The organism is Ruegeria sp. BH8 (assembly GCF_056538065.1).
In genome coordinates this window covers 59,488-85,193 of sequence record NZ_JBQFSP010000012.1, presented here as the reverse complement: position 1 = coordinate 85,193, position 25,706 = coordinate 59,488, and the positions used below count along the sequence as shown (strand labels likewise).

Annotated in this window: 28 protein-coding genes; 16 read left to right on the top strand and 12 right to left on the bottom strand. The window is 57.8% G+C overall.

Annotated elements, in window-relative coordinates:
* The first annotated feature begins 3 nt into the window (after nt 1-3).
* Genes ACR0AD_RS17190 through ACR0AD_RS17175 form a run of 4 tightly spaced genes read left to right on the top strand, consistent with a single transcriptional unit; the run spans nt 4 to nt 4,137 of the window.
* Nucleotides 4-1,131 carry an ABC transporter ATP-binding protein gene (locus tag ACR0AD_RS17190; protein ID WP_480484142.1) on the top strand — a complete coding sequence of 376 codons (1,128 nt, stop codon included), beginning with the start codon at nt 4-6 and terminating at the stop codon, nt 1,129-1,131.
* Entirely contained in the window at nt 1,131-2,021 is an 891-nt protein-coding gene (locus ACR0AD_RS17185; RefSeq protein WP_480484141.1) for an ABC transporter permease subunit, read from the top strand. Before ACR0AD_RS17190 ends, ACR0AD_RS17185 begins: the two co-directional genes overlap by 1 nt.
* Nucleotides 2,018-2,836 carry an ABC transporter permease gene (locus ACR0AD_RS17180; protein ID WP_480474178.1) on the top strand — a complete coding sequence of 273 codons (819 nt, stop codon included), beginning with the start codon at nt 2,018-2,020 and terminating at the stop codon, nt 2,834-2,836. The genes ACR0AD_RS17185 and ACR0AD_RS17180 overlap by 4 nt, the downstream gene beginning before the upstream one ends.
* Nucleotides 2,833-4,137, top strand: a complete 1,305-nt coding sequence (locus ACR0AD_RS17175; RefSeq protein WP_480484140.1) for an NAD(P)/FAD-dependent oxidoreductase — start codon at nt 2,833-2,835, stop codon at nt 4,135-4,137. The genes ACR0AD_RS17180 and ACR0AD_RS17175 overlap by 4 nt, the downstream gene beginning before the upstream one ends.
* Here ACR0AD_RS17175 and ACR0AD_RS17170 read toward each other — a convergent pair.
* The 3 genes from ACR0AD_RS17170 to ACR0AD_RS17160 are packed head-to-tail and all read right to left on the bottom strand — an operon-like array spanning nt 4,130 to nt 6,977.
* A complete protein-coding gene (locus tag ACR0AD_RS17170; RefSeq protein WP_480484139.1) occupies nt 4,130-5,017 on the bottom strand; it encodes a phosphotransferase in 888 nt (295 codons plus the stop codon). The two genes, ACR0AD_RS17175 and ACR0AD_RS17170, sit on opposite strands and share 8 nt — an antisense overlap.
* A 50-nt stretch (nt 5,018-5,067) precedes the next feature.
* Entirely contained in the window at nt 5,068-5,730 is a 663-nt protein-coding gene (locus tag ACR0AD_RS17165; protein ID WP_480484138.1) for a flagellar hook capping FlgD N-terminal domain-containing protein, read from the bottom strand.
* A 2-nt stretch (nt 5,731-5,732) separates the two neighbouring features.
* Nucleotides 5,733-6,977 (bottom strand): flagellar hook-length control protein FliK, encoded by a 1,245-nt coding sequence (locus ACR0AD_RS17160; RefSeq protein ID WP_480488567.1) that lies wholly within the window; start codon nt 6,975-6,977, stop codon nt 5,733-5,735.
* Between the two features lie 110 nt (nt 6,978-7,087).
* Here ACR0AD_RS17160 and ACR0AD_RS17155 point away from each other — a divergent pair, with 110 nt between their 5' ends.
* The 6 genes from ACR0AD_RS17155 (at nt 7,088) to ACR0AD_RS17130 (ending at nt 10,778) form a co-directional block, all read left to right on the top strand.
* Nucleotides 7,088-7,363: a rod-binding protein gene (locus ACR0AD_RS17155; protein ID WP_267366596.1), complete on the top strand. Its 276-nt coding sequence runs from the start codon at nt 7,088-7,090 to the stop codon at nt 7,361-7,363.
* Nucleotides 7,353-7,712, top strand: coding sequence for a flagellar biosynthesis protein FlgN (locus tag ACR0AD_RS17150; protein WP_480484135.1), 360 nt, complete (start codon nt 7,353-7,355; stop codon nt 7,710-7,712). The genes ACR0AD_RS17155 and ACR0AD_RS17150 overlap by 11 nt, the downstream gene beginning before the upstream one ends.
* A 210-nt stretch (nt 7,713-7,922) precedes the next feature.
* Nucleotides 7,923-9,134, top strand: coding sequence for a flagellin N-terminal helical domain-containing protein (locus ACR0AD_RS17145; protein ID WP_209505009.1), 1,212 nt, complete (start codon nt 7,923-7,925; stop codon nt 9,132-9,134).
* Nucleotides 9,135-9,211: 77 nt separating this feature from the next.
* Nucleotides 9,212-9,586 carry a flagellar biosynthesis regulator FlaF gene (flaF, locus tag ACR0AD_RS17140; protein ID WP_267366590.1) on the top strand — a complete coding sequence of 125 codons (375 nt, stop codon included), beginning with the start codon at nt 9,212-9,214 and terminating at the stop codon, nt 9,584-9,586.
* The gene (flbT, locus tag ACR0AD_RS17135; protein ID WP_267366588.1) at nt 9,586-9,987 is read left to right on the top strand and encodes a flagellar biosynthesis repressor FlbT; all 402 of its coding nucleotides are present in this window, start codon (nt 9,586-9,588) and stop codon (nt 9,985-9,987) included. Before flaF ends, flbT begins: the two co-directional genes overlap by 1 nt.
* Complete coding sequence (locus ACR0AD_RS17130; protein WP_480488569.1) at nt 9,984-10,778, top strand: DUF1217 domain-containing protein; 795 nt, start codon at nt 9,984-9,986, stop codon at nt 10,776-10,778. Before flbT ends, ACR0AD_RS17130 begins: the two co-directional genes overlap by 4 nt.
* A 75-nt stretch (nt 10,779-10,853) precedes the next feature.
* On the opposite strand, the gene ACR0AD_RS17125 is transcribed toward ACR0AD_RS17130, so the two are convergent.
* The 3 genes from ACR0AD_RS17125 to ACR0AD_RS17115 form a co-directional block, all read right to left on the bottom strand.
* Nucleotides 10,854-12,428, bottom strand: a complete 1,575-nt coding sequence (locus tag ACR0AD_RS17125) for a DUF427 domain-containing protein (RefSeq protein WP_480488571.1) — start codon at nt 12,426-12,428, stop codon at nt 10,854-10,856.
* 104 nt (nt 12,429-12,532) lie between these two features.
* Complete coding sequence (locus ACR0AD_RS17120; RefSeq protein WP_480488573.1) at nt 12,533-13,234, bottom strand: winged helix-turn-helix domain-containing protein; 702 nt, start codon at nt 13,232-13,234, stop codon at nt 12,533-12,535.
* Nucleotides 13,206-13,493, bottom strand: coding sequence for a hypothetical protein (locus ACR0AD_RS17115; protein WP_480484131.1), 288 nt, complete (start codon nt 13,491-13,493; stop codon nt 13,206-13,208). The genes ACR0AD_RS17120 and ACR0AD_RS17115 overlap by 29 nt, the downstream gene beginning before the upstream one ends.
* A 176-nt stretch (nt 13,494-13,669) precedes the next feature.
* Here ACR0AD_RS17115 and ACR0AD_RS17110 point away from each other — a divergent pair, with 176 nt between their 5' ends.
* From ACR0AD_RS17110 to ACR0AD_RS17095, 4 genes are all read left to right on the top strand, one after another.
* Nucleotides 13,670-14,128, top strand: coding sequence for a hypothetical protein (locus ACR0AD_RS17110; protein ID WP_480488575.1), 459 nt, complete (start codon nt 13,670-13,672; stop codon nt 14,126-14,128).
* 110 nt (nt 14,129-14,238) lie between these two features.
* Entirely contained in the window at nt 14,239-14,856 is a 618-nt protein-coding gene (locus tag ACR0AD_RS17105; protein WP_480488658.1) for a ribonuclease HII, read from the top strand.
* A gap of 107 nt (nt 14,857-14,963) precedes the next feature.
* Entirely contained in the window at nt 14,964-16,067 is a 1,104-nt protein-coding gene (locus ACR0AD_RS17100) for a DNA methyltransferase (RefSeq protein WP_480484129.1), read from the top strand.
* A gap of 139 nt (nt 16,068-16,206) precedes the next feature.
* Entirely contained in the window at nt 16,207-17,589 is a 1,383-nt protein-coding gene (locus ACR0AD_RS17095; RefSeq protein ID WP_480488576.1) for an adenylate/guanylate cyclase domain-containing protein, read from the top strand.
* 65 nt (nt 17,590-17,654) lie between these two features.
* On the opposite strand, the gene ACR0AD_RS17090 is transcribed toward ACR0AD_RS17095, so the two are convergent.
* Both ACR0AD_RS17090 and mutY read right to left on the bottom strand, forming a co-directional pair.
* The gene (locus ACR0AD_RS17090; protein ID WP_480484127.1) at nt 17,655-18,791 is read right to left on the bottom strand and encodes an alkane 1-monooxygenase; all 1,137 of its coding nucleotides are present in this window, start codon (nt 18,789-18,791) and stop codon (nt 17,655-17,657) included.
* 61 nt (nt 18,792-18,852) lie between these two features.
* A complete protein-coding gene (gene mutY / locus ACR0AD_RS17085; protein WP_480488578.1) occupies nt 18,853-19,908 on the bottom strand; it encodes an A/G-specific adenine glycosylase in 1,056 nt (351 codons plus the stop codon).
* 81 nt (nt 19,909-19,989) lie between these two features.
* Here mutY and ACR0AD_RS17080 point away from each other — a divergent pair, with 81 nt between their 5' ends.
* Both ACR0AD_RS17080 and ACR0AD_RS17075 read left to right on the top strand, forming a co-directional pair.
* Complete coding sequence (locus ACR0AD_RS17080; RefSeq protein WP_480484125.1) at nt 19,990-20,496, top strand: DUF721 domain-containing protein; 507 nt, start codon at nt 19,990-19,992, stop codon at nt 20,494-20,496.
* Between the two features lie 13 nt (nt 20,497-20,509).
* Nucleotides 20,510-21,172 carry a DsbA family protein gene (locus ACR0AD_RS17075; protein WP_480488580.1) on the top strand — a complete coding sequence of 221 codons (663 nt, stop codon included), beginning with the start codon at nt 20,510-20,512 and terminating at the stop codon, nt 21,170-21,172.
* Nucleotides 21,173-21,209: 37 nt separating this feature from the next.
* Here the strand turns inward: ACR0AD_RS17075 and lpxK are convergent, their stop codons facing one another.
* Genes lpxK through ACR0AD_RS17055 form a run of 4 tightly spaced genes read right to left on the bottom strand, consistent with a single transcriptional unit; the run spans nt 21,210 to nt 25,566 of the window.
* The gene (gene lpxK / locus ACR0AD_RS17070) at nt 21,210-22,211 is read right to left on the bottom strand and encodes a tetraacyldisaccharide 4'-kinase (protein WP_480488582.1); all 1,002 of its coding nucleotides are present in this window, start codon (nt 22,209-22,211) and stop codon (nt 21,210-21,212) included.
* Nucleotides 22,198-23,436 (bottom strand): 3-deoxy-D-manno-octulosonic acid transferase, encoded by a 1,239-nt coding sequence (locus ACR0AD_RS17065; protein ID WP_480488584.1) that lies wholly within the window; start codon nt 23,434-23,436, stop codon nt 22,198-22,200. The genes lpxK and ACR0AD_RS17065 overlap by 14 nt, the downstream gene beginning before the upstream one ends.
* Entirely contained in the window at nt 23,433-24,233 is an 801-nt protein-coding gene (locus tag ACR0AD_RS17060) for an inositol monophosphatase family protein (protein ID WP_480488586.1), read from the bottom strand. The genes ACR0AD_RS17065 and ACR0AD_RS17060 overlap by 4 nt, the downstream gene beginning before the upstream one ends.
* A complete protein-coding gene (locus ACR0AD_RS17055) occupies nt 24,220-25,566 on the bottom strand; it encodes a TldD/PmbA family protein (protein ID WP_480484121.1) in 1,347 nt (448 codons plus the stop codon). The genes ACR0AD_RS17060 and ACR0AD_RS17055 overlap by 14 nt, the downstream gene beginning before the upstream one ends.
* Between the last annotated feature and the right edge of the window lie 140 nt (nt 25,567-25,706).

The following is a 25,706-nucleotide window of genomic DNA, read 5'->3' as shown; positions in this document are numbered from 1 at the left end:
GTAGTGAATTCTGACGTCTTTGCGCCATGGGATGACCCGCAGGCGAAACCCTTGATCCAGTTCCGAAACGTGACCAAGCGTTTTGGTGAATTTACTGCCATCGACAACCTGTCTCTGGATATCTTCGAGCGAGAGTTCTTTGCCCTGCTTGGTCCGTCTGGATGTGGCAAAACGACGATGATGCGGATGCTGGCCGGGTTCGAAACACCGACCGAAGGCCAAATCCTGCTTGGGGGGAAGGATATCGACCCGATCCCGCCCAACAAGCGGGCCGTGAACATGATGTTCCAGTCCTATGCCCTTTTTCCTCATCTTAGCGTCTGGGAAAACATCGCCTTTGGCTTGCGCCGGGACAGAATGCCCAAACACGATCTGGAAGACCGGGTCGAAGAGATGCTGCGCCTGACCCGGCTTGAACAGTTCGCCCGCCGCAAACCGCATCAGATATCGGGTGGGCAGAGGCAGCGTGTGGCGCTGGCGCGCTCACTTGCCAAAGCGCCCAAGCTTTTGCTGCTGGATGAACCGCTGGGCGCGCTGGACAAGAAGTTGCGCCAGGATACCCAATTCGAACTGATGGATATTCAGGAAAAAACCGGCACCACATTCGTGATCGTTACGCACGATCAGGAAGAGGCCATGACAGTCGCCAGCCGTGTGGCGGTGATGGATCAGGGTCAGCTTATGCAGGTTGCCACTCCGGACCGGATTTATGAGAACCCCGCCTCGGTCTATGTCGCTGATTTCATCGGGGACGTGAACATCATCGAAGGGCGCGCGACATCTGTCGGAGAGGATACCTATCAGGTAGACTGGGCCGAAGGGCAAGCGCCGCTGACCGCCGCATCAGCGAAGAACTTTGAAAAAAGTCAGTTTTGCCATCTGGCGATCCGCCCGGAAAAAGTGACAATCTCGGCCGAGCGTCCGGCAGATGCAGTGAATGCGGTGCAAGGCAAGGTTCATGACATCGCGTATCTGGGCAATCTGTCCACTTACCACGTTGAGTTGGCAAACGGCACAATCATCAAGGCACAGACGGCCAACACCCGCCGCATCTCGCGCCGTTCATTCACCTGGGAAGACCCGGTCTGGCTGTCCTGGACGGCCACGGCTGCGGTTCTGCTGGCCGACTGATGCGCCGCGCTGTTCTGATCGCCATACCTTATGTCTGGCTGTTGGCGCTGTTCATGGTGCCATTCTTCATCGTTCTGAAGATTTCGCTGTCGGACACCGCGCTTGCGATCCCGCCCTATACACCGACACTGGATTTTTCAGCTGGTTGGTCGGGGATCAAAGAGTTCTTCAGCCAGCTTGATCTTGAAAACTTCATCTGGCTGACCGAGGACGACCTGTACTGGAAAGCGTATCTGTCCAGCGTCAAGATCGCTTTGATCTCAACCTTCCTGACTTTGCTGGTTGGCTACCCCATCGCCTATGGCATGGCCCGTGCGCCCGAGGAATGGCGGCCAACACTGATGATGCTGGTGATCCTGCCTTTCTGGACGTCATTCCTGATCCGGGTCTATGCGTGGATGGGCATTCTGTCGAATGAAGGGTACCTTAACCAACTGCTTCTGTGGACGGGCATCATTTCGACGCCTTTGACGATCCTGAACACCTCGACTGCCGTCTATATCGGTATTGTCTACACTTATCTTCCGTTCATGATCCTGCCGATCTATTCGTCATTGGAACGCATGGATGGTTCGTTGATCGAGGCGGCCGAGGATTTGGGTTGCTCGAGGGCACAAGCCTTCTGGCTGGTCACCATTCCACTGTCCAGACCGGGCATCATCGCAGGTTGTTTTCTGGTGATGATCCCCGTGATCGGTGAGTTTGTGATCCCGTCACTACTGGGTGGGTCCGGCACGTTGATGATCGGCAAGGTTCTGTGGGAAGAGTTTTTCTCGAACCGAGACTGGCCCGTGGCAAGTGCTGTCGCGATCGTGCTGTTGCTTATTCTGGTCGTTCCCATTGTGCTGTTCCAGCGCAACCAGCAGAAACAGGCGGAGGCTGACGGATGAACAGATTAAGCTGGTTCAATACAGTTTCGCTGACGCTGGGTTTTGCGTTCCTCTATATTCCGATGATCATCCTGATCATCTTCAGCTTTAACGAAAGCAAGCTGGTCACGGTCTGGGCCGGGTTTTCGACCAAATGGTATGGCGAACTGGTTCAGAACGAGGCATTTCTGGATGCCGCGTGGGTCACGGTCCGGGTTGCGGTGTTTTCTTCGACACTGGCAACGATTCTGGGGACTGCGGCCGCTTATGTGCTGGTTCGGGGCAAGCGGTTCTTTGGCCGGACACTGTTTTCCGGCATGATCTACGCGCCACTTGTGATGCCCGAGGTGATCACCGGCCTGTCGCTGTTGTTGCTGTTTATCGGGATCGGGCTGGACCGGGGTATCCTGACAATCGTTCTGGCTCACACAACATTTTCGATGTGTTTTGTCTCGGTTGTCGTCTCGTCACGGCTTGTGACATTCGACAAATCGCTGGAAGAAGCCGCTTTGGATCTGGGTTGTTCACCCGCGCAGGCCTTTGGTCTGGTCACCCTGCCGATCATCGCGCCTGCGGTAATCTCGGGCTGGCTGCTGGCTTTCACATTGTCGCTGGATGATCTGGTTATCGCGTCGTTCACATCGGGCCCGTCGGCGACGACCCTGCCGATCAAGATCTTTTCGGCCGTGCGGCTGGGCGTCAGCCCCGAGATAAACGCGCTGTCGACGATTATGATCGCGGTCGTGACGGTTGGGGTGATCACGGCCTCACTTGTGACCAAACGCGCGATGATGCGCCAACGGCAGGACGAGCAGGCCGCTGCGCGCACCGAATGAAACGGATATTTCCCGAATACACCTATGGCGCAGGTCCTCGTGGTGGTTGCTGGTGGGACGAAACCATTGCAAACCCGAACTGGCCAGAGCTTCAGGGCGATCTGAACGTTGATGTTGCCATCGTCGGTGGCGGCTTTACAGGGGTCTCAGCGGCTTTGCATCTGGCCGAAAACGCGACCTCGGTAGCTGTGTTCGAGGCAGGCCCGCCGGGGTGGGGCGCATCAGGTCGCAATGGCGGTTTCTGCTGTCTTGGCGGATCGAAGCTTGGGCAAAAGTCTATGGTGCGCCGCTATGGCCGCGAAGCGGCGCAAGCCTATGAGACGGCTGAACAGGATGCGGTCCAGCTTGTTGCCGATCTGCTGGCGCGGCATCGGATTGACGCCGATACGCATTCCAACGGTGAGACTCAACTGGCCCATTCGCGGCATGCGATGGATGTCCTGCGCCGATACGCGGACGAGACCGGCATTCTGCACCAAGCCGCTGAATTACCAGCGCTCGGTATGGGTGGGGCATTTTTCGGTGGGTATACTCTGCCGGTTGGCTTCGGGCTCAATCCCCGGAAATACCTGTTCGGGCTGGCAAGCGCTGCGGCAGCTTCGGGAGCGAATTTCTTCCAGAACAGCCCCGTTCTGAACATTGAAAAAACGACGTCCGGCTTCAGGCTGCAAACAAGCGCGGGGCAGGTTAACGCACAGGTCGTGCTGATTTGTACCAACGGGTATTCCAGCGAAGACATCCCCGATTGGATGTCCGGACGCTATTTGCCTGCGCAATCGACGGTTATGGTAACACGCCCACTTAGCCAGGCAGAACTATTGGCGCAGGGCTGGAACTCGGACCAGATATGTTACGACACGCGCAATCTTCTGCACTATTTTCGCCTGATGCCGGATGGGCGCTTTTTGTTCGGAATGAGAGGCGGCTTGTTGTCGTCGCCCCGGTCCGAGGCCGCGATCCGGGCAAAGGTTCAACAGGATTTCAAACGCATGTTCCCGGCCTGGGCAGCGGTTGAGGCGACTCATATCTGGTCGGGGATGGTGTGCCTTTCGCGAAGCCTGATGCCTTATGTCGGTGCCGTGCCCAAGCAGCCAGGCATGTTTGCCGGATTTGCGTATCATGGCAACGGCGTCGCTATGGGGACTTACAGCGGGCGCGCATTGGCGCGGCTGGCATTGGGCAAAGAGGCCCACTTGCCAGCCCCGATGAGGCAAACTCCTGAACGGTTTCCGATGGGCCGCTGGCGTCGCGCATTGATGCCACCGGCATACGCCCTCTTTGCGCTTTCCGACCTCAGGTAAACTCAATCGGTTTCAGGATTTCGATTTCCAGTTTCAACCCTTCGGAATAGTCGGGTGCACCGTTTTCTGCGCGCCACAGGCAATAAGCGGCCATGCGCCAAGCATACCATGGCTTGAGCCGTTGATAACGGGCAACAATCTCGGGTCTGCGATAGGCGGACAGAAACTGAACTTCTTCCGCGTCCGACAATGGTGAGCCCCGGTACAACCTTTGCATTGCCGGGGACAGAAACAGCGCAAGGTCTTCGCACGGGTCGCCAAAGGCCGGGCATTGCCAGTCGATCAAGGTCAGGCCGCGGGACGCGACCAGAATATTTCCAGCGACCGGATCGCCATGGATCAGGCAAGTCTTGGTCGTGGGGGGGACGGATATCGAAGGTTGCAGTTTTGCCAGTTCGTTTCGGGTTTCTGACCTGCACCCTTGCAGAATTCTGTGCCCATGGGCCATCAGGTCCGCGCTGCCGTTACACCCGGCGGGCGCTGGAATGGTGTTGGGCAGCGAGTGCAACCTGCGCAGCAGTTCACCAACCTTGTCCGACCCATTCCGCCAAGGTGTTCCGGGTGCGTGGTCGTAAAACACCCAATGCGCGTTCCTGTGCTGTCCTGCGGCGCGAAGCCTTGGTACAAATCCGGTCGGACCAAGCGCCTTGAGGCAGAGGGCTTCCAGCTTTGCATCATTTCGAAACAGGGGGTTGCGTAAGGTCGGGCTGTAGAGCTTCAGTACTTTGTCGCCGTTGTCCCCCAGCACTTTCCACACCCTGTTGGTCCGACCACCATACAGGATTTCGAACTGCGCGTACATGTTGACCAACCCCATAGTGCTGAGGTGTTCAACCAGATCATGAGGGGGGGCAGGCAGGTCGGGCAGAGGTCTTTTCACTTCTTCTGGCGAGTCGAGTTGCCAACCTTTGGCCCGTACTGCCTGACAGATCAAGCGCCCGTTCGGACCGCAGTGACCAGATCTGCGGAAATCACTTGACCACCTTGCAGGGTCAGCAGAACAGCATCCTCTCCCACCTGCGCTTCGACAACGCGGTTATAGGCAGCGACCGGTTTCTCGGAAATCAGCCGGTCATTTTTGTAGCTTTCCAGCGTCGCGGTGTAGTTGCCAGCGGCCATCGGATCGCCTGAGGAACTCACACCTGCCCAAGCAAACTCCGTCGCTGTTGTGGGAACAGAAACCGTGTCGACGACTGCGCCTTCATGATCACGGATCACCAGTCTGGTTGCGTCCGCGTCAGAATCCGCGTTCGAGAACAGGGTCACTGGCTGGCCGTTGAAATGGAAACCCGAGGCAGATCGGACGTCCATTCCGACCCAGCTTGCAAGGTCGTTCAGATTGACACTGCCAAGCGTGCTGGTCAGGGCGGAAAGCAGGTCATTGGTTTGAACCTGTTGTTCAACCATCGAAAACTGCGCAAGTTGCGATGCGTATTCGGTTGAATCCATCGGCTCCAGCGGGTCCTGATTTTGGGCCTGCGCGGTCAGCATCAGCAGAAACGTTTCGAAATCCGAAGTGATCGCAGAACTCCGGGACGGACCGGCAGTATGCTGAGAGGTGGCAGCCTGTGTGGCGGTGATGGGTGTGATCATTTTCAATATCTCATATCGATGCCCCTGACCGGAGCAGGAGTTTGTGGAAGCGGCGTGGCTTGCGCGAGGTGTACGTTCTGAACCGGTTCGGATTCCGGTGCGGCCTGAGCGTCGAATTCATCTGCCCACTGATCCCGTGCACCTGAATCCGACGGAGTCTCCAGATTGATGTTCAGGTTTCCATAGCCCAGTTTCTGAAATTCCTCCGTAAGAACGGACAGGTGGCGGCGCAAAAGTTCCATCGTGTCCGGGCGTTCGGTGGCGATTGTCATCTGTAGCCCGTCATCCCGACCGTTCAGCACAATGGATACGCGCCCCAATTCTTCGGGGCTTAGCGAGATTTCCATAATGCCGGTTCCTGGTCGGGTCTGAATCGTTGCCGCCAATTGCCCGGCTATGGCACGGGCAATTTCAGCACGGGCGAACGGAGAGGGCATCGCCGAGTGTTGTGCCACCTCGCGGGGGGCTTGCTGAACGGGTTCGTCTAAGGCGATGGGCACAGAGTCAACCTCTTGAACCGGTGCCGCCTGTTCCGCTTCGATTGAGTTGAGGATCAGTTGAAGCTGTGCAACGGGTGTCGCGCGGTTTGGACTTGTCGGATTGGGCGTGGCAGCGACTTCCGCTGTCTCGGGCACCGTCTTTGCGCCTTCAAGGAGGGGTTCGGCTTTCAACCCGGCTGTCTGGTCCTTTGATCGGGTTGGCTGGCTCAGCACAGGCAAAGCCTCTGAGGGTTTTTGGGCTGGCGTGACCTGGGTCGAAGCGGTGTGAACCTGCTCTTCGATTGGTTGCCCAGGCACAAAGGGTTGAATGTCGGTCTGACGGGGCAAACCCGTTGACGCAACGGTTTGTTCCGGTTCTGTCGTACCCGTTGCGGGGATATCCGCTGCGGCAGGAACAAACGGCGCGGGATGCACTGTATCTGCCCCAGGCGTTTCGGATGTCCCGGCCATCTCGGTCTGCGACGAAAGGTTGTTTGCCAACTCTGGTGCCCGAGGTGAAATCGCCTCGACAGATGCCTCAGCCGTGTTTGACAGAACGGCCTCAACCTCAATCTCGGCAGTTTCGTCGGTGGTTTCGATAGAAGTGGCCAAAGCCGTGGTGCCGGGGAGAGGATGTGTTTGGTTTCCCTGTTCAAGGATGTCCTCGAAACTGTCCGACCCGGCAGTACGACCCGGATCTTTGGCGGGCGAACTGGGTTTCGCAGTTGCTGTTGGCGCTGCGGCTGCCAGCGTTAGTGGGTTGGGCATTTTGCTCTGGCTCCGTGTGATTGATCAGAACTCTGCCCGCAGGAAGTTACGTTTATTTTAACCGCTTTCACCTTTGATCGAGAAAGTTCGAAGCATTTTCGGAGAAAACCATGCACGTCTCAGCAATTCCCCAGGTGGCTCAAACGCCATTGGCCCAGACACGACTGAAAGACGCGGCCATCGAGTTGGAGGCCGCATTCCTCAGCGAAATGATGAAGTCGGCCGGATTGGGCAAAACGCGCCAGTCTTTTGGAGGAGGAGCCGGTGAAGATCAGTTTTCTTCGTTTCTTGTTCAGCATCAGGCACGCGAACTGGCCCGGGCTGGCGGGGTGGGTTTGTCAGAAATTCTGCTGAAATCACTGATGGAGAAAACCGATGACATCTGAAGTCGACATGGCACTGATCAAATCTCTGGAAGAAGTTCTGGATCTGGAGCGTGCGGCGCTTGTCCAGGGCGATCTGGATCGCCTGACGCATATGGTGCCGGAAAAAGAAAAACTGATCGGCGCGATCAACGACCTTCAGGTGATTGACAGCGATGCATTGGTTCGAGTGCAGCAGAAAGTCGAACGCAATCAGGCATTGCTGAACAGTGCCGCCGACGGGATTCGGGCCGTCGCCAGCCGCATGGCTGAACTGCGACGGGTTCGGCAGGAATTCAGCACGTACGGCGCGGATGGGCAACGAAGTGAGTTTTCCGTTCGAAATACGGCAAAGCTGGAAAAACGCGCATAGGCTTGGGTTTGATTCAAATCTGAAACACCTGGTTCGGGCGTTTTAGCACTCCGTTAGGGGATCGGGCTCAAAAGTGATGCTGCACCTGGAAACATCAGGTGGCGCGAACAGCCACGCGGCGCGTCGCACAAGTCAGAAAGACACCAATGCCCGCAGATATTGTGGGGTGAACATGGGCGAAAATCGCCCGAAGGCAAAAGGATAAAAGCTATGTCCAGCATTCTGACAAACAATGGCGCGATGGTTGCGCTGCAAACTCTCAAGTCGGTCAACAAGAACCTGGCGATGACCCAGAACGCGATTTCGACCGGTAAGGACGTCGCGACAGCCAAGGACAACTCGGCGGTTTGGGCGATCTCGAAAGTGATGGAGTCCGACGTCAAGGGCTTTAACGCGATCAAAGACAGCCTCGCGCTGGGCGAATCGACTGTTGCAGTTGCGCGAAATGCGTCTGAAACTGTCACCGACCTCTTGACCCAGATGAAAAGCAAGATTGTCGCGGCGCAGGAAGACAACGTTGATCGCGGTAAGATCAATGACGATGTGACCGCACTGAAGGATCAGATCGCATCGGTTGTCAGCGCGGCCCAGTTCAACGGTCTGAACCTTGTTGACGGCTCGACCGGCTCTGCATCGATCCTCGCATCGCTGGATCGGGACAACACCGGGGCGGTGACTGCGTCGTCAATCTCGGTCTCGGGGCAGAACCTGTCGACCGGTGGATATGTCACCAAACAGGTTTTCGACGGCTCTACCGGCGCATCGACCGGCAATGACCGCGTGGGGGCAACCATTGACAATGGTGCAACGGCCGCGACGGCGTTGGTGACCGATGAATCCAGCGGTGCTTTCGCGGCCGGAGACAAGGTTGTCGTCGCCATTAACGATCAGGTTGTGTCCTATACCGTTTCTGCGGAAGATGCTGCCGCGACAACGACCGGTGACCTTGTTGCTGTCGGATTGAAATCGAAGATCGAAGAGCTGGGAATTACCGGTCTGACTGTCGATTACGACTCCGGCACTGCGGGTACGTTGTCGGTTACAAACGGCACAGGATCTGACATCTCGTTCTCGGCTCAGTTCGTGAATGCGGGTGCCGGTGGTTTGGGCGCGCTGGCAGGTATTGATGTGTCGACAGGTGCGGGGGCAACCGCTGCGTTGGCGGCTGTCGAATCGCTTATCGATACTTCGATTGATGCCTCGGCCGCCTTTGGCTCGGCGCAGGGTCGTATCGAGACCCAGAAAGAGTTCATTTCGAATCTCTCTGACTCGTTCAAATCCGGTATCGGTGCGCTGGTCGACGCTGACATGGAAGAAACCTCGGCGCGTTTGCAGGCCCTTCAGGTGCAGCAGCAGCTGGCAACACAGTCGCTTTCGATCGCCAACCAGGCGCCGCAGTCGATCCTGTCGCTGTTCCGCTAATACGCAACGCGGTCCGGGGCGCGGTTTTCGCGCCCCGGTCGTGACTATCTGACGACGGCTTTTTGGAAGGATTTCAAGTGACCCCGCAAACCCTCGCTCAATACACCTATGCGCAAGCCGCCGCGCCGACGCGAACGCCCCGTGACACTGAATATGAGGCAATTTCCAGAATTACACGGCGTCTCAAGGCGGCCACGGCGCGCAAGGCAACGGATTTCTCGGCGTTTGTTCAGGCCGTGCACGAGAACCGCCGGTTATGGGGGGTGTTGGCGACAGGTGTCGCGGATTCGGCAAACGCTTTGCCGAACGATATTCGCGCCAGGATTTTCTACCTTGCCGAGTTTACGGAACTGCACAGCAGCCGCATTTTGGCGGACGGCGCGTCCATCGAACCATTGCTTGAAATAAACACGGCGATTTTGCGCGGATTGCGCCAGATGAGGGCAACCTGATGAGCGGGCTGGTTTTGAAACTCGCCCCGAAGGAAAGGGTGCTGATCAATGGTGTTGTGATTGAAAACGGCGACCGCCGCGGCCGGTTTTCGATCATGACGCCGCAGGCCAATGTCCTGCGGTTGCGCGATGCGATACATCCGGATGAAGTAAATACTCCGGTGCGCCGTGTCTGCTATGCCGCGCAACTTGTTCTGTCCGGAGACATGGATCCGGCTCGGGCGCGTCAACACCTGTTGCGCAGCGTAGAAGAGCTAAGCCAGGTTTTTACGGATACAGACAGCCGTCGTGTATTGTCCGAGGCGACAGACGCGCTGGTGGCCGAGCAATACTATAAATGCCTCAAGTCACTTCGCTCGCTTCTTCCGCGCGAAGAACGGTTGATGGCCTATCAGCAATGAGCTTTCAACCTGTCATTCCGATTGGCGGAATCGTCGGCTGGCGGTTTCTGCAACGTACTTATCAAGGTCAGTTTCAAAGTTTCTCGTCTTCGGCAGTGAATGAGAGGGAGACGAAGTATTTCCTGGACAACATTGGGGAAGTGAAGACCGCCGAACAGCTGGTTTCTGACCGCAGATTGTTGCAGGTCGCTTTGGGTGCCTTTGGGTTGGAAGGGGATGTGGATAACCGGTTCTTTATCCGGAAAATCCTGGAGGACGGAACACAGGCGGATGACGCTTTGTCCAATCGTTTGGCGGATAAACGGTACCGGGAATTTTCGGATGCTTTCGGGTTTGGTCCGGGAGCTGTTCGAAAAACGGTGCTGGTCACAAATATGGAAGAGATAGCTCAGGCCAGCCTGTCAGCGCGGTTTGAGATCGCGGTCGGACAGTCAGATGAGACGATGCGCATTTCGCTTTATGCCCAGCGCGAGCTGTCTGATCTGGCGAAAAGCGGAAGCAGTAGAGATACGAAATGGTTCGATCTTATGGGATTGCCACCGTTGCGCAAAATGATGGAAACGGCGCTTGGGCTACCGCCATCATTCGCCCAACTGGATATCGACAAGCAATTGGTCGAGTTCAAAAGCCGGCTATTCCGTCTGACTGGATCGGATGATCTGGCACAGTTTTCCGACCAGAAGGCGGTTGAGAAACTGACCGACACCTATCTGACCAGAAGTCAAATCGCGGGTCTTCAGAGTACGATTTCGCCAGCGCAGACCGCTTTGATCTTGCTTGGGGCTGTGTAATCAGAAGACGCGGGCAAAAGCCCGGGTCGCAATCTAGTACCCGACATCCCTCGTTTGACCTGCACAAACCAAAAGTTAACCGTTCAAAATCTCGTCGGCTGTGGTTTGCAATGCGTAGCATATAACGGGTCGAGTCACGTTGTGCAGGTTGACCGCGCCCAATGGTAAGGCGTTGGAACAAGCAGGCTCAATATCTTCGGACACGACTATGCGATGGCCTTCGGTTTTCCCATATTCGCCCAACCGCGCTGCTATGTTGGCCGCTTGTCCAATAACCGTAAAATCAAGTCGTTCACGAGAGCCCACATTGCCATAGGTGACGCGCCCATAAGCCACGCCAATAGAACAGTCGCAATGTATGCCGGTACCTGCTTTGCGCAACTCTCCCAACGTTTCGACGATTTTGATTGCCGAGCGCTGGGCGTTGGCACGGGCCGCGCTTGCGTTTTCATCGGCTGCCGGGAATACCGCCAGAACAGCGTCACCAATGAATTTCAGAACTTCGCCTTCGTTTTCGTGAACGATACCCGAGACGGTTTCAAAGAACTCGTTCAAAACACTGATATATGTGCCCCGCCCCAGTTTCTCTTCGAGGCTTGTCGAGTTGCGGAGGTCACAGAACATGATTGCAGCGTCGATTTCATCCCCGTCACCGCGCCGGATCTCACCCCCCAACACGCGTGCGCCAGAGCGTTTTCCAACATATGTTTCCAGCAAAACCTGTGCATTCTCGCGTTGCATGAACACTTCGTAAAAGCGTGCGATTACCGAAGAGCATTCGAATACAAGGCCCAGATTCTCGGTGGTGAACCCGTTGGGATGGTCACAGGTCAGGGTCAGAACGTTGGTCCGACCGTCAGAGAAGGGCAACGGCATCGCGACATAGTCGGTGGCACCCTTTGCCCGCAACTCCTCCATGATTGGGAAGCTGTAATGCGGGTTATCGTCGTTCAGTCTTTGCCGTACGCCGCCCAACCCGTTCGAGACATGGCGCAACGGGCTGTTGATGAAAGCCGGGTGATCATAGATTTCGTAGGTCGGGGCGCGGGTCAGAATCTCGTCCTGATCCTTTTCCCAGATATAGTGTTTGCCCGCGATCAGGGGGTGCAAGGACCATGCCAGAATGCTCAGCCGCTGGATGGCGATGCCGTGCTCCAGCATCTTCTCGGCCAATGCCTGGGTAAAGCTTTCGGGCGTGGTCGCGGCGGAAGCACCGCGCATCAGCCAGTCGATCAGTGGTCCGCTGATATTGCCGTCGTCAGGCTCGCGCAGGCGATTGTTGCCCAGGTCAATCCGGGTGTAGGCGCCGGACACAAACCCGATACAGCCCCGGATGTCCGCGCTTTCCGGCAGGGCTTGTTCATAAGCCCAGACGGAATTGGTCAGGGGCCCCGAGGCCAGTTGGATGTCGTGGTAAGTGGCGGTGCCTTTGAACGGGCAGAATGTTTGCAGGTCTGTTTCTTCGCTCAGATCCACACATACATCTGCGCGGGGAACGTAAATCGTTGGCGGCAAACGCGTTTCATACATCACCTTTGCGTTTGTGCTTTCAGCCAGAAGAATGTCGTTCCGGTAAATGGCAATCCTGCCTTCCAGCGGCTCAACTGAGATTCCATATCCATTCATCTGTGGCGCGGCGTGGACGTTCATAAGCGACCTCCTCTGCCTGGGGTTTGTTTAGAATGGGGCTTTCCACCTGACATTCCAAGAGGCTGCAACGGGAATTTACCGGGCGCGAGCGACGCGCCAAAACGTCAGACCATTTGAATGACGTCCTTCTCGATCGACAGCATATACCCCTTCTTGGCAATATTCTTGACCAGCAGTTCGCTGACCATCTGGTTGCCAAGCGCGTCGCGCAACCGCTTGATCCGTGTTGCGCCCGCGGCTTCGTCACAATCGGCGGCATCGCGACCGGAAATCATGGCCTCGATCTGGGCACCGGACAATACCTCGTCATCCAACCGGGATTCCGCCAGAATCGACAAGGTTTCCATCGCGGCGGGCGTCAGTTTGAAATCCATATTGTTAAGGTAGACAGTGTTTTCTTCGCGACTGATCAGCAGCGACGTTACCTGAATGCCGGTGCGTTCGATCTGTGCCATGCGCCGGTTCAACAAGACCAGCATCACCAGAAAGACCAGTGCCGAGATCATCATCGCACTGGCAAAAACCAGCAGCACATAGATTACCATCCGGTAACTGGACAGGGTGTCAGCAAAGGCGGTGCCAGACTGGGCCAGAATTTCAAGCAGGCGAATCTCGGTCTGTGACGTCAGATCGGCCTCGACAAACAGCCGCTCGACACGTGCGTTGAACGCATTTGCGTCCGGCAAGGTCCAGAACAGGAAAACGGCAGCGGTGATCAGAATGACGACAATGGCCGCGATGCCCAGCACAACCAGACGGACACCCGACCGGCGTGCATCAGAAACGGAGATAGAATTGCCCGGCATTGCCTTTCCTCTGATCCAACCCTTCCGGCCCGAAAACGGACTGCACTTCAAGCAAGGTCCAACCCGACGCGTTCAGGCGCTGGGCGATTTCTGCCCGGGCCTGCCCCTTGTCGCAACTTGTGACCTGCATGACGCCGTAATGCAAACGCAGCGGGTTGTCCTTCTTGGCTTTGTAGTCCGCATAACAATCTGCCGCTGTCGCAGCAGAACCAAGCGATAACAGGGCCGCAAAGGTCAGAGAAGAGAGGATCTGTTTCATAGGCCGCATCCTGCGCATGAGTTGCCGCGATATTCAATAACCCAAGGGGTTTGCTGCCCCTGATATCCGATAACACCGGGCCGTTATTGCTTGTCTGGGGCAGGTGCCCCCACTTTCAGGGCAATCAGCGCGCGGTCCGTCATACGGTCGCACGAACATCCGAAAGGACAGGTATCATGCATAAGAAATTCATCGCTTTGATCATTGCGACCGCGGTTGCGATTACCGGTGTGTCGGCTTCTCAGGCGAAGGCGGCCGACGCAAAGGACATTCTTGGGGGGCTGGCGGCCATCGCTATTATTGGTGCCGGCGTTCATTACTATAACAAGGAAAAGAAAAAGGATCGGGCGACGCGTCAACAGACCTATACCCATACACCACATGTGACGCAGCCGGTGCGTCCGTTGCCGCCGCATGTGGCGCGTTACGACCTGCCCCAGCGCTGCCTGCGCACCTATGATGGGTATTCGCAGGACCATCCGCTGCTTGGGCCGAAATGCCTCGAGAAACATTACAAACATGCCAATAGCCTGCCGCAAGAGTGCAAGGTCGGTTTCTGGAATGGCAAAAAGGTCAGGCGGGCCTATGAACCTGCATGCCTGCGCCAAAAGGGATACCGCGTCGTTTATCAGTAGCTCGGGTTGAGCAGGAACGGTGCCAAAGAAGTGCCGTGAGAGAGAGGGTGGTGTGGGCCGCCCTCTCTTTTCTTCTTGCGGTGCTGCGCGAAACGCGGTTTGCCAAGGGCATGACAATGCCAAACTTCGAACTTGAGCAGGCGCTACTGGACATGGGCCACATCCGTATCGCCGGTGTGGATGAGGTCGGGCGCGGCCCATTGGCCGGGCCGGTTGTGGCTGCCGCCGTGATTCTGAACCCGAAGCACTTTCCTGACGGGTTGAATGACTCAAAAAAGTTGACCGCAAAACGCCGGGCCGTGCTGGACGCTGAGATTCGGGGCGCTGCTGAGTTCGCGGTGGCCGAAGCCTCTGTCGCCGAAATTGATGAGGTCAATATCCTGAGGGCGTCGCACTTGGCGATGATGCGCGCGGTGGAGGCGTTGACCCCGGCACCTGATTTCCTGTTGATCGATGGCAACCTGATTCCGCAGGGTCTGAGATTTCCGTCACAGGCCGTTGTGAAGGGCGATGCACGATCGGTGTCGATCGCGGCTGCTTCGATCCTGGCGAAAAACTGGCGCGATCAGGTGATGGTGGATTTAGCGCAACAGCACCCGGGTTATGGGTGGGAAACCAACGCAGGCTATCCGTCAAAACAACACAAGGAAGCGCTGCGAAATCTTGGCGTGACCCCACACCATAGGCGTTCATTCAAACCGGTGCACAACATCTTGTATCAAGAGTAAATCGTAAGCTGCTGATTCAAAAAAGAATTTGACGGCGAATCGACTTTGACTCATCCTTGTCTCAACCAAATGAGCGCAAAAGCGCCGTGGACACTTGAGGCAGTGATATGACAACAACCACCAAAAAGGGCGCAAGAGCGCTCCCTTTAAACACGATTCTATCCGGGGACTGCATCGATGTGATGAACAGTCTGCCCGAGGCGTCAGTGGATCTGATTTTTGCGGACCCGCCGTATAACCTGCAATTGAAAGGTCAGTTGCATCGTCCGGATAATTCGCAGGTCGATGCGGTGGATGATCACTGGGATCAGTTCGCAAGCTTCGGGGCGTATGACCAGTTTACGCGCGAATGGCTGAAGGCGGCGCATCGTCTGCTGAAACCCAATGGCGCGATCTGGGTGATCGGGTCTTATCACAACATTTTCCGCGTGGGGTCAGCGCTGCAGGATGCCGGATACTGGATCCTGAACGACGTTGTTTGGCGTAAGTCGAACCCGATGCCGAATTTCCGCGGCAAACGGTTCACCAATGCGCATGAGACGATGATCTGGGCGTCCAAGCGCGAAGGCGCGAAATACACCTTCAACTATGAGGCGCTGAAAGCCCTGAACGAGGGTGTGCAAATGCGCAGCGACTGGGTGCTGCCGATCTGCACCGGGCATGAGCGGCTCAAGGATGAAAACGGCGACAAGGCGCATCCGACGCAAAAACCGGAATCGCTGTTGCACCGCGTGCTGGTTGGCTCGACCAACCCCGGCGATGTGGTGCTGGACCCGTTCTTTGGCACCGGCACCACCGGGGCCGTCGCCAAGATGCTGGGGCGCGAGTTCATTGGTATCGAGCGAGAGGAAAGCTATCGCAAGGTGGCTGAAAAACGCATCGCCAAGGTCCGCAAGTTTGATCGCGAAGCTCTGGAAGTCAGTGCCAGCAAACGTGCCGAGCCACGCGTGCCATTCGGCCAGCTGGTCGAACGCGGGATGTTGCGCCCGGGTGAAGAGCTTTATTCCATGAACCAGCGCCACAAGGCAAAGGTGCGTGCGGATGGAACGCTGGTGGGTGACAATGTCAAAGGGTCAATCCATCAGGTCGGCGCGCATCTGGAAAACGCCCCGTCCTGCAACGGCTGGACATACTGGTGCTTCAAGCGGGACGGCAAGACCGTACCGATTGACATCTTGCGGCAACAGATCCGCGCAGAGATGCACAACTGAATTCACGAACACCGCCGGTGCCTGTGGCCTGACACATGGCACTATGCCTTGCCCCGCCGATCAACCGGCGGGGTCTTTTGTTTTGCCTTCAACAGTGATTGCATAAGGCTGCCTAGCCTCCGCAAGAAAGACCACGGCCATGACCGAGACGACCGCACAGCCCCGCCGAAGCCTGTTTTTCACCCAGCCCGATGCGTTTGATCTGGACAACAAATATACCGAGGCCGCGTTGGAACGGCACAAACGCGAGGGTCTGGAACTGGCTGTGCGTGCGCGATGGGTGGCGATGGCGCTGACTGCGGTGCTGCTGGTTTTTCTGAACCCGCAATGGGAGGTGCTTTGGTATCACTTCATTCTGCTGCTGATCTGCGGCAACGGGTGGTTGATCCGCCGTGCAGGTCGTGTCGGGCAATCGCGGGGCGAGTTGTTTTTGATTTTCGTCGACCTGCTGATCATGACGCTTGGGATGATCGTACCAAATCCCTTCAGCGATGATGTCAGGCCATTGGCCATGCAATACCGGTTCGACAACTTTCAGTACTTCTTCATCATTCTGGCGGCAGGCACATTGGCCTATTCTTGGCGGACCGTGATCGCCATCGGGACCTGGACGGCGATGATGTGGACGATCGGGTGGATCGTTGCCTGGTGGGTCGCAACGCCCATTCCCGGGATCAGCGAAAAAGTTGCGACTGCTTTGCAAGGCTACCCGGATGTTGCCGAGCTTCTGGATCCGAACAGTTTCATGGCGCCTCAGCGCATCCAGCAGGTGATCGTTTTCATGATGGTGGCCGTGACTTTGGGCCTTTCGATGCAGCGGCTGAACCGGCTATTGATGAGCAATGCAGGGCTGGAACGGGAACGGGCCAACCTGTCACGCTATTTCTCGCCCAACGTGGTGGAGGAGCTGAGCCAGAATGACGAGCCGCTGAAACAGGTCCGAAAAGAGAATGTGGCCGTTCTGTTCATCGACATCGTCGGGTTCACGAAATATGCGGCCGGGCGAGACCCTTATGACGTGATCGAAGTGCTGCGGGGCTTTCACGCCCGCATGGAAACCGAGGTTTTTCGCCACCACGGGACCCTGGACAAGTATCTGGGGGATGGGCTGATGGCGACCTTTGGCACCCCGGTGCCCACACCGTTGGACGCAAGCAACGCGCTGGGATGTGCGCGCGCGATGGTCAGCGTGATCGACCGATGGAATCTGGACCGTCGCCGGGCGGGAGAGCCTGAAATCCGCGTCGGGATCGGGGTGCACTATGGCTCGGTCGTGCTGGGCGACATTGGCGCGAACCGGCTTGAATTTGCTGTCATCGGGAATGCGGTCAATGTCGCGGCCAAGCTCGAGGCGCTGACGCGTGATTTGCAGGCGCGTATCGTGGTCAGCGATGCCGTGCGCGCGCGGATTGCAGAGGAGAACCAGTCTGCGTCTGTCGCCATGACTGGCTTTACAGAGCTTACCGATCAATCCGTGCGCGGTGTAGATACACCGATGGATATCTGGGTGATGAAAGGCTGAAGACGGTATGTCCTACCGTAACAGCACCCAAAGCGCCGAACCTGATGGGCCGGGCGGCGCATTGGTTACGCATCAGGTACCGGGTTCAGGGCCTTGTTATAGGCGTGCCAATCGGTGATCTCGGGGTAGTACTGGCGCCGCCATTCCCGGACCCGTGGGTTCATGACCCGCCGCCACAGCGGTGGGATCATCGCAGCCACAGTCATGACGGGATAGCCATAGGGCAGTTGCGGTGCCGTTTCGGGCGTGTGGTGTTGAAGCAGCGGGAACCGGCGGTTTGGTTTGTAGTGGTGATCCGAATGGCGTTGCAGATTGATCAACAACCAGTTTGAAGCTTTCTGCGAGGCATTCCAGGAATGTCTGGGTAGGACGTGCTCATACCGCCCGTCCCCCAGATGTTTCCGGGTCAGGCCGTAATGTTCCACGTAGTTGACCAGTTCCAGCTGCCAGATCGCGACCCCGGCCTGCAACAGAAACAGGGCCAGACCGGACCATCCTCCGATCAGCGCCGCCAGTGCCAGCATCCCCCCTTGCAACGCCCAGTACCGCCAGAACGGGTTGGAGCGGTCGGTCCAGGGGCGGTCCTTGCGGGCCAGTTTTCCGCGTTCGGCGTTGAAGGCCGAGACCAGACTTTGCCGCAACACCCTAGGGTAAAAGCGGTGAAACCCTTCGTTGTATCGCGCCGTCACCGGATCGCGTGGCGTTCCCACATGACGGTGATGGACCAGCAGATGCTCGGACCGGAAATGAGAATACAGCACCATGGCAAGAAGGATATCGCCAAGCCAGCGTTCCCAACGGCTTTTCTGATGCATCAGCTCGTGGCTGTAGTTGATACCGACCGTACCCGAGATAACACCCATACCAAAGAACAGGCCGATTTTCTCAGGCGTCGAAAGCTGACTGCCGTGGCTCGCGTACCAGATCAGGCCAAACAGGGTAAGGAACTGAAGGGGTGCCCAAAGCTTGGTCAGCAGGATGTACCGTTGTAGAGCATCGTCCGGCGTCTCGGGGTCCGCATTTTCCACGTTGAGCCCGGTGATCCGGTCCAGCACGGCAAAGACCCACCAGGTCGAGATCGGGATCAGCAGAACCCACCATCCGCCCGCGAAAGCAGTGAACCAGATCAGTGGGATCAACAGCAGGGACACCCAGAAGGGTGATGCCGATTGCCAGCGTGCCAACGAGACTGTTGCGCTCATCTCTGGTGCTCCTACTAGATGGGGACAGCCTAGCCGCGAGGCCAGGGAATGCACAGCGGTCTTATTGTCCTTTCCACAGATCATAGGCTTTGCGCATCACCGTGGGCAGGTCGCTGGGTTTGAAGCTGTGCTTTCCCACTGCGATTAGATGATCGGGAGCATCTTGACCGGTGGTTTCTGCGGTCCAGATTCTTAAAATCAGATGAAAATGCGTAAAAGTGTGGCGCACCTCGCCCGACACCATCTTCCAATCTGCCGCAAGCGGGGGGTGCTCGACCGGATCGTCAGCCCACTCCGATCCGGGCCAGCCCAGCATTCCGCCCAGCAGACCCTTGTCCGGTCGGCGCTCGAGCAGCAAGGCCCCATCTGGCATGCGCGCGATGTAAACGTGACCGTGACGGGTGGGTTTGGGCTTTTTCGGTGTTTTTCGGGGAAGATCAGCCTGTGTTCCCGCAAGCCGCGCTTGGCATGGATCGCGCAGCGGGCAAATGCCACATGCCGGGGATTTCGGTGTACAAATTGTGGCCCCCAAGTCCATGACCGCCTGAGCGTAATCACCGGGCCGATTAGAAGGTGTCAGCGCCGAGGCTTTTTCCTTCAGCAAGGGTTTCGAGCCGGGCAGCGGCGCGTGGATGTCGTAAAATCGGGCCATGACGCGTTCGACATTGCCGTCCAGAACCGTTTCAGGCTGATCGAAGGCGATGGCCGAGATTGCCGCAGCTGTATAAGGGCCGATGCCGGGTAACTTCAGCAGCGCACCATAAGTTTCGGGGAACTGACCATTGTGATCCCGCGTCACATCGCGGGCGCACTTCAAGAGGTTGCGCGCACGCGCGTAATAACCAAGGCCGGCCCATTCCCCCATGACCTGATCATCCGGCGCGGCGGCCAGCGCCTGAACCGTCGGCCAACGTGTCACGAAGCGCAGAAAGTAATCCCGCACCGCTGCTACAGTCGTCTGTTGCAACATCACTTCGGATAACCAGACCCGATAAGGGTCAGGGCGCACCCCGGCGGCGCGCTCTGCCGGTCCTGTGCGCCATGGCATGGCGCGAGCGTTGTGGTCATACCACTCCAGAAGCGCAGCGCTGACGGTGAATTCAAAGGAATCACGCAAGTTTTATTCGTCTCCCTGTCAGGTTTCGCTGGCACCCGGTGTTCTGCCTATTACAATAGCGGCGCAGGAGTTGGAAACCAGATGCAACGCAGACGTTCGTCAACCCGCGGGTTCAAGCGCACCGCGTCTTTGCTGAATGACCAGATCAGGCGCGCCGGGGAAAGCCGGGGCTTTGCTGTGTCACGTCTGTTGACCCATTGGGCCGAGATCGTGGGTCAGGATACCGCCGCCATCGCGCGCCCAGTCAGTGTCGGCTATGGCAAAGGTGGTTTCGGCGCGACTCTGACCGTTCTGACCACAGGTCCGCAGGCCCCGATGCTGGAAATGCAGAAGGAACAGCTGCGTGGTAAAGTGAACGCGGTTTACGGTTACAATGCCATCAGCCGTGTCCGCATTACTCAGACCGCTCCGACCGGATTTGCCGAGGGGCAGGCCAGTTTCGACCATAAACCGAAGCAAGCAAAACCCGAGATTGCACCTGAAATTGCTGCCGAGGCAGACAAAGTGTCACGCAGTGTAAATGATGAAGATTTGCGCGCGGCCCTTGAACGTCTTGGGCGCAACGTTTTATCCAAACAGAAACGCTGAGAAAGGGCTGAGAATGAGCCGTATTGCAACCGTAATCTGTGCGGCCGTCGCCGTGGCCGCTGGCGGCTATTGGGTGTCGCTGTCAAATTCCAGTACAAGTTTTCCGCTGGTCAGTGCCGCCGAGGCGCAAGAGGCGGACCTGGATACATCCACCATCATTGACATGGTTCAGGGCGCCGAGGGCGCGCCTGTCGAAATCATCGAATACGCATCCTACACCTGCCCGCATTGCGCGAATTTCCACAAGAGCGCGTATAAACAGCTCAAGAAGGATTTCATTGATACTGGTAAGGTCAAGTTCACCTATCGTGAGGTCTATTTTGATCGCTACGGACTGTGGGCGTCGATGGTGGCCCGCTGCGCCGGTCCCGAGAAATTCTTTGGCATCACCGATCTGATCTATGAAGGTCAGGCAGAATGGACGCGCGCAGGAGGTCCGGCCGAGATCGTCGATGAACTGCGCAAGATCGGTCGTCTGGCAGGTATTGATGGCGACCAGCTTGAGGCCTGTTTGCAGGATGGCACCAAGGCGCGAACATTGGCCGCATGGTATCAGGAAAACGCTGAACGCGATGGAATTCAGGCGACCCCGTCCTTCATCGTGAATGGCAAGAAAGTCGACAATCAGTCCTACGCGGACTTCAAAAAGCTGATTGAAGCTGAGCTCGGCAGCTGACTCGACCCCAGCTGGCCCCGCCGGGGGCCAGCCTGGTTTACTTTGGTGAAGGGGCGGCTTTCAAAAGCATGTCCCTGACCCTGTCGGCGTCTGAAATCTGAAGCCGAACCGGCAAAGTGATCACCTTGCTTCGGAAAGCGGGGGGCAGGCGAACGGCGTCTTTTTCGGTGGTGACCATCTGAGCGCCCAGCAAACGCGCCTCGTTTTCCAGTCGGGTCATCAGGGCTTGTGTCAACGGCTGGTGATCGTCCAACGCCTCGGCCCGTACCAGATCCACACCCAGCCGCCGCAGGGTTTGGAAGAACTTTTCGGGATAGCCGATGCCTGCAAACGCCAACGCACGCGTTTCCGACCAATCCATACCGGTTTGCAGGGGTTCGACTGCCCCGGTGACATGAGGAACGGTCAACCGGCCTTTCCAGTTGTTGGCAAATACCTTTTGTGCCGCCTCTTCCCCCAAGGACAGTACAAGATCGGCCCGTTGCAGGCCGGTATCGACGGGCTCTCGCAATGGACCGGCTGGCAGGCATAAGCCGTTTCCAAATCCGCGCTGGGCGTCCACAACGATAATCGAGAAATCCTTGGCGACCGAAGGGTTCTGAAAGCCATCATCCAGAACGATCACTGTTGCCCCCGCTGCGGCCGCTGCACGCGCGCCCGCCGCCCGATCCTTGGCAACCCAGACCTCGGCAAACATCGCCAGCAACAGCGGCTCGTCCCCCACCTCGGCGGCGGTGTGCCTGCCCGGATCGACCTGCACCGGGCCTTCCAGTGACCCGCCATGTCCTCGCGTCACGACATGCGGTTTGTGCCAGGCATTACCCAGTTGTTCGATGGTCCAGATGACGGTGGGCGTTTTCCCGGTTCCACCTGCATTCAGATTGCCGATGCAGATCACGGGCACACCGGGATTTTCCCCTGATTTCGAGGCAATCCTGCGGGCTGTCGCTGCGGCATATAAGCGCCCCAGCGGGGTCAGCAGCCGCGCCCTCAGATCCGGCTGGTCCGGAGGAGTGTTCCAGAAATCAGGTGCCCGCATGATCTGCGCTCCGCTGGTCCAGAATATCCTGCACCATTTCGATGAGGGTGTCTGCCTGCGGCGCACCTTCGGTGATTATCTGCCATCCAGCCAAAGCCATGTCAGCGGCGCGGTCTGGTGCCAGAAGCTGTACGACGGCATCGCCCAACTCGGTTGCTGACTTGACCTCATTGGCTGCCCCTGCCTGTTGAAGGTGGGCGTAAAGCTCGTGATGGCGATGCACGAATGGTCCAGAAATTATGGCGGACCCCAGCGCGATTGCGTCGGACGGGTCCTGACCACCTGCGCCGCGTTCCAGTGAACTGGCCATGAACGTCACTGCCGACACCCGGTGCCACAACCCCAGATTTTCGGGGTCGGCAGTCAGAACGACCTGCGTGCTGTCTTCGATCAAGCCACCATCGTCCCAGTTGACACAGCGTAAATCCATCGTCTCCAGCCGCCGTTTTAGGGGGGCAGCCTCGTGAACGTCGGCGACGTGAAGTACCAGAACCAGCCGGTGCAACAGGCGCAATGCCTGACGATGTGCTGTCAGAACCGAAATGAACTCTTTGTCCTGCACCCAGGCAGCCAGCCAAACAGGTCGCCCTGCCAGCGTGTGGTTGGTTTCGATCAGCTCGTCTTCTGGCCAAGGTCTTGGATTTGGGCTGATGCGCAAAGGTGGCGATTCTTCGACTGTTGAAAACGGGATGCCAAGTCTCCGGATGTGCCGGGCGGTTTCAGAATTTGCAGTCAGTATCTTGCGAAAGCAGCTAAAGGTCACTCTGGTTATGTCTGGCAGCCAGCGCGCGTTCCGGGACAGTGCAACGGTAAATTGGGCGTCGAACAACACCAAGGGTACGGCCTGTTCATCAGCTCGGGTTATGATGTTGGGCATGAGATCACCACCGACCCAAATCCCGATACCTGGGCGCCAGTATTCGATAAAGTCACGCGCGGCCCCGCTCTGTTCCTGAGGCAGGTTGATCAGGGGAAAACTGCATTCTGGCCAGGCAGACAGATCCGCGTCCGGCGGGGCGGTCAGTAGAAAGTGCAGCTCGGATCGGGACTGAAGCAACCGGCGGCAAAAATCACTCACCGCCCGCAGGCGGTCTGGCGTGGCGACGTGCATCCACACGACCTCGCCTTCGGGGCGTGGCAGGTCGGTTTTTACACCAACGCCATTCCGCATTCTCCAGGACAGCACCCGATAAGCGGCAAGGCTTAATGAGCGCGGTTTGCTCATGCGCCGATTCCGGGCCCGATCGGGTCCAGCTGAGCCCACAGTTGCGCGTGGATCGCGGTGCTGGCGGCGATTACGCCATTCAGCCTGGGGTGGGCATTGTTGAATATCAGCGGTTGACCCAAACGGTCTGAACAGACGCCGCCTGCCTCTCGGATGATCAGATCGCCAGCGGCAATATCCCATTCCCAGCTGGGGCGAAGGGTCAGCATGGCATCGAACCGCCCCTGCGCGACCAGCGCCATGCGATAGGCAAGCGAGGGTCGATATGCGCGGTGGAAGGCTGGAACATTCTGATTGCGCCAGTGCTGTGTGTCCAGATTTGGTTTGGCGGCCAGAACCTGAGATTGCAATAGCTCAGGCGTTTTTGATGTCGTGATCATTTGCCCGTTGAGAGTGGCGCCCTGACCCTGCGCCGCAGCATAAAGCAAGTCGCGCATCGGCAGGTAGATTACAGCGGCAGTCACAATGCCATCCACGGCAACAGCCAGCGAATGCGCCCAGGTGCGCGCGCCTTCGGTAAAGCTGCGGGTGCCGTCAATCGGATCGACGATAAAGGCGTTGCTGCGGTTCAACCGCTCGGGCGAATCCTCGGATTCCTCGCTGAGCCAGCCATAGCCCGGCCGCGCAGCGCACAGCTTTTCTTCCAGCATCGCGTTGACGGCCAGATCGGCCTCGGTCACCGGACCGGCGCCACCAGGTTTGTCCCAACGCTGTGCTTGCGTTCCGGAATAGCGTGTAGCGATCTTGCCGGCCTCAATCGCGGCCTCAATCAGAAGGGGCAGATCAGTTGCCGGCAAGTGTCATTCCTTCAATCAACAGCGACGGGACCACGCGCGACAAATATGGGCGCGCGTCATTGGCGGGAATGATCCGCCGCAACATATCACGCAGATTACCTGCGATGGTGCATTCGTTGACAGGATGCGTGATCACACCGTTTTCGACCCAAAACCCTGATGCACCACGGGAATAGTCGCCTGTATTGGGGTTGATCGTCGATCCGATCATGGAAGTGACCAGCAAACCGGTGTCCATATCGCGCAGCAGATCTTCGCGACTGCGGGCCCCTTGCGTCAGGCTCAGGTTCCAGTTGCTGGGCGAGGGTGGGCCGGACACACCGCGCGCAGCGTTGCCCGTGGAGCCCATGCCCAGCTTGCGGCCACTCGACAGATCCAGCGTCCACCCCGTCAGGACACCGTTTTCCACAATCACCCGGCGCTGCGTCGGCAAGCCTTCAGCATCAAATGGGCGCGAGCCTGAGATGCGCGGGCGGTGCGGATCTTCGATCAGCGACAGATGCGCGGGCAGAACATCCTGCCCAAGACAATCCTTGAGCCAAGACGCGCCCCGCGCAATAGCGGCCCCATTGCTGGCGGCCAGCAGATGCCCGATCAGCGAAGACGAGATACGTTCATCAAACAACACCGGGAAACTGCCGGTCGCCGGTTTGCGCGCTCCAACCTGTTGCACAGCGCGTTCCCCAGCGGTGCGCCCAATCTCAGCCGCGTCGCGCAGGTCGGATTGAAACGTCCGGCTGTCACCGTCATAGTCGCGCTCCATCCCGGTGCCTTCACCCGAGATCGCAACGCATGAGATGGATCGGCTGCTGCGCTCATACCCACCGGAAAACCCGTTTGTAGCCGCCAGATGCACCCGGTGCGTTCCGTAGCTTGCAGCAGCATCCGACACCTGCGTGACGCCTTTTACCGCCAGTGCTGCGGCCTCGGCGGCCAGCGCATCCTGCATCAGGCTTTCCGCGGACGGGGCCGGGGCAGTGTCCAGCAATTCCAGTGACTGAATATCCCAGTCACTGGCCAGTTGGCTTTTGTCCGCCAGCCCGGAATAGGGGTCCTCGGGCGCCTCTTTTGCCATGGCCACGGCGCGTTCGGCCATCGCCGCAAGGGTTTCCGGGCGGCTGTCAGAGCTGGACACAATGGCTGAGTGTTTACCCAGAAACACGCGCAAACCCAGATCGGCGCCTTCAGAGCGTTCCGCATGTTCCAGTGCGCCGCCCCGCACATCGACCGAGACCGAGGACCCTTCGAGAACGATGGCATCTGCTGCCTCTGCGCCTGCCCGGCGAGCGACATCGAGCAATTGTTGGCTGATTTCTTCTGGCGTGCGGGTCATGAGGTCTCCGGGTTGATTGCCAAGGACCTAGCCTCGCACTGCCCGCCCCGCAAGACCTATGACCGGATTGGGCTGTGTGGATCGTGATTAATCCATGCCGCTACCAAGTTTTGCACAAGGTTCCCAGGAATGGAAAGGGC